This window comes from Intestinibacter sp. (assembly GCF_051866655.1).
Classification (GTDB): domain Bacteria; phylum Bacillota; class Clostridia; order Peptostreptococcales; family Peptostreptococcaceae; genus Intestinibacter.
Map to the genome: position 1 here is coordinate 1 of NZ_JBJDXL010000157.1, position 3,703 is coordinate 3,703.

At 28.3% G+C, this 3,703-nt stretch carries 2 protein-coding genes; both read right to left on the reverse strand.

The features are described 5' to 3' along the window. Positions 1–294: 294 nt before the first annotated feature. The gene (gene galU / locus ACI3VO_RS04545) at positions 295–1,233 is read right to left on the reverse strand and encodes a UTP--glucose-1-phosphate uridylyltransferase GalU (protein ID WP_439756784.1); all 939 of its coding nucleotides are present in this window, start codon (positions 1,231–1,233) and stop codon (positions 295–297) included. A gap of 113 nt (positions 1,234–1,346) precedes the next feature. After that, a complete protein-coding gene (pepF, locus tag ACI3VO_RS04550; protein WP_439756785.1) occupies positions 1,347–3,242 on the reverse strand; it encodes an oligoendopeptidase F in 1,896 nt (631 codons plus the stop codon). Between the last annotated feature and the right edge of the window lie 461 nt (positions 3,243–3,703).

Here is a 3,703-nt window from a genome sequence, read left to right on the forward strand (position 1 = left end):
CATTATTTACTTTTAATGTCTACTATTTAATTTTAATAAATACGGTTTCCTTTAATTTTTTTTAATAGAAAACATTTACAAATAACAAAAAAGCATTTCCTAGAAAATAAAAAAATAGAAAAGGCCACCGCACATATTTACGCGATGACCTCTATCTTGCATTTTTTATAAATACCATGAAATAACACTTATCAAAGTAGTAATACTTGTTACAATCAATACTACTGCTATTCCAATGGCAATTATTTTATTCATTTTAGCTTGTCTACTTTTAGCCAATTTTTTTACCTCTTTCTATTTTTCAGCATTATCGTTATCAACATTTGAATCTCCAGCTGCTGCTACTTCCTTTTCAAAAGTTGATCCACTACATACCTTCTTTAGATATTCCATAAATGGTTGATTAAGCTCAGGTCTTTTTAAAGCAAAATCTACTGTAGCCTCTAAAAATCCTAACTTATCTCCAACATCATATCTTCTTCCTTTAAACTCATATGCATACATAGCTTCTTTCTTTGATAGAGTTTTTAATGCATCTGTTAATTGAACCTCTCCACCCTTTCCTGGTTCTTGATTTTCAAGAATTTCAAATATTTCTGGAGTTATTATATATCTACCTAATATTGCTATGTTAGATGGTTGCTTTCCTGGTTCTGGTTTTTCCACTAGATCCTTAACTTTGTAAACACCGTCTTCTATATATCTTGCATCGATTATTCCATATTTATTTGCATCCTCTGGCGGAACAGCTTGTACACCTAATATAGTTGTTCTATACTCTTCATATGCTGACATCAGTTGTTTCAAGCATGGAACATCATTATCTACTATATCGTCTCCTAACATTACTGCAAAAGGTTCATCCCCTATGAAACTTCTTGCACAGTAAATAGCATCACCTAGTCCTCTAGGTTCTTTTTGTCTTATATAGTATATATTAATCATTTTAGATATATCTCTAACGATTTCTAGTAATTCTGTCTTACCTTTTTGTTCTAATTCTAATTCTAACTCAACTGATTTATCAAAATGGTCTTCTATAGATTTTTTATTTTTACCTGTGATTATAAGTATTTCTTCTATTCCTGATTCGACTGCTTCTTCTATTATATATTGTAAAGTTGGTTTATCGACTATTGGTAACATTTCTTTTGGTTGTGCCTTAGTTGCTGGTAAAAATCTTGTACCTAGTCCTGCAGCTGGTATTACAGCCTTTTTTATTTTCCTTTGCATATAGCCTCTTCTCCCTCCAAAATTAATCCTATACAAAATATTTCTTGAATTTATTATTAAATAAACTTTCACATTTACATACTATTCTACCGTAATAATATATTTTTGTCACTTTAATTTACAGTCAACTTCTCTAGTTCATCTAGTAACTTATTAAATTTATCTATTGTCGTTTGTATTGATTTTTCACTAGCTAAATCAACGCCACTGGATTTTAACAGGCTTATCGGTTTATCAGAGCTACCCTTTTTTAAGAAATTTATATAATTTTCAGGGCCATTATTTAATATATCATGAGAAAAGCTAATGGCACTACTACACCCTGTAGCGTATTTATACACATAAAAGCTATTATAAAAATGTGGTATCCTAGACCAGCCAATCATAGAAAGATCATCCACCTCAAAATCATTTCCATAGTATTTTTTTAATAGTTGTGACCAAAGATCATTTAATACCAACGTATTTACACTTTGATTATTTTCAACTAATTTATGGATTTCTCTTTCAAATTCAGCATACATAGTTTGTGTGTATAATGTGTCTTTTATAAAATCTAAATATTGAGATATATAGTATGCCTTTTGATTATTATCACCTGCATTTTTTATTAAAAATTCATATAGTAATACCTCATTTGTAGTTGATGCAATCTCATGAGTTAATATCGATGGTTTTGAATTATAGTAGCTTTGATTTTTCTCACTTAAGTACCCATAAACTCCATGTCCAAGCTCATGTACTAAAGTAGATACTGAATCCAGCGAATTATCGTAATTAAGCAGTATATATGGATGATTATTATATACAGATAAACAATATCCACCTCCTACCTTTTTCTTATCAGAATAAACATCTATCCAGTTCTCATTAAAAGCTTTATAAATTATATCTTCATACTCCTTACCTAATGGCGAAAGCGCTGAGTAAGTCAATGAGATAGCTTCTCCATAATCTATATCACTATTATCAGGCTGAGCTATCGGCACAAACATATCGTAGTAATGAACCTTATCTACGTTTAATAATTTTTTCCTCAAAGAAACGTATTTATGCAGACTATTTTTATTTTTACTTACTGTATCTATTAAATTATTGTATATTTTAGAATCGACTTCATCATTACTTAAGTACATATCTAAGCTTGATTTATAATTTCTCACGTTAGAATAAAATACATTTTTATTCACTTGACCTATTAGTAAACCTGACAAAGTATTTATATTATCGTTATAAGGTATAAATTCATTTGTATAAGCTTCTTTTCTAGCTTCTCTATCTGTTGATTTAATTTTACTAGAATACTCAGATGGAGAATTTTCACTACTTTTATCCATATTGCTAAATAAATCGTATATATTCGAAGGCAATGAAGCTATATTTCCTAGCTTACTAAGTATATTCTCTGATTTTTCATCTAAATAATGGTCCTTACTTTTTCGTATTTCTTCTAAATACGTTTTGTATTTTTTATTTACTTTACTGTTTTTTAGATATTTATTATATGTAGCATCGGATAATTTAAGTATTTCTAATTCTAAGTCAGAGCTTATTTTGCTATATTTAGAATCTACTTTATTTACTTTATCTATCATATCTAAACATTTGTAAGAGTCTTTATTTATATCCCTTTTTAGCTTTGCATAAGCATACAATTTATCTATTCTTATATCCAATTTTTCCTTTATTTTAAGAGCTGATATGAAATGTATTTTCGACTTAGTGACTTTACCAACATAGTTTTCTAGCTCTTTAATATCATTTTCAAACTTGGCTAATTCCCTTTCCCAAGCATCATCTGATTTGAATAAATTCTGTAGATTCCAAGTCACAGATTTATAATTAGATTGCTCTTCACTATTCTTTTGACTTTCCTGATCATCAGAAATAGAAGCAGCCTGTGCATATATATCTTCGTTTCGCTCAAATTTATTTATTTTATAAAAAACACCTGTTGTAAAAATCAACGAAAATATTATAATAGCTATCAAATTTAACTTTTTGCTCATAAAAAGTCATCCTTTCTTATAATTACTTAATATTAGGATGACTTTTTTTTATTTTATTATTCAGTTTTTATTAGTTATACAGTTTATAATTAAGTTATCCACAATCTTATCAACATATCAACAAGCGTTTTCCGACTTTATAATTGAGTTTTTCCAACTCTTGCATGCTTGTGTACTTATTACCTAATTGTGAATTATTTTTTTACTTATCAACATTTTTAATCTATTTATTAACAGTTATCAGCAAGTTTTACACACAACCTGTAGATAACTCGGAACACGTTCAATTTTTATTAAAAACAGTCTTATTCTAACCTATTTATCTTAGTTACCATGACTGTCATATCATCTTCAATATTATTAAGTTGTAGCTCTATAGCTCTGTTAATTATCCTGTCTATGATCTCCTTTGGATTATAAGTATCTAATTTTTTCAGGAAATAAATCAACCAATTTTCACC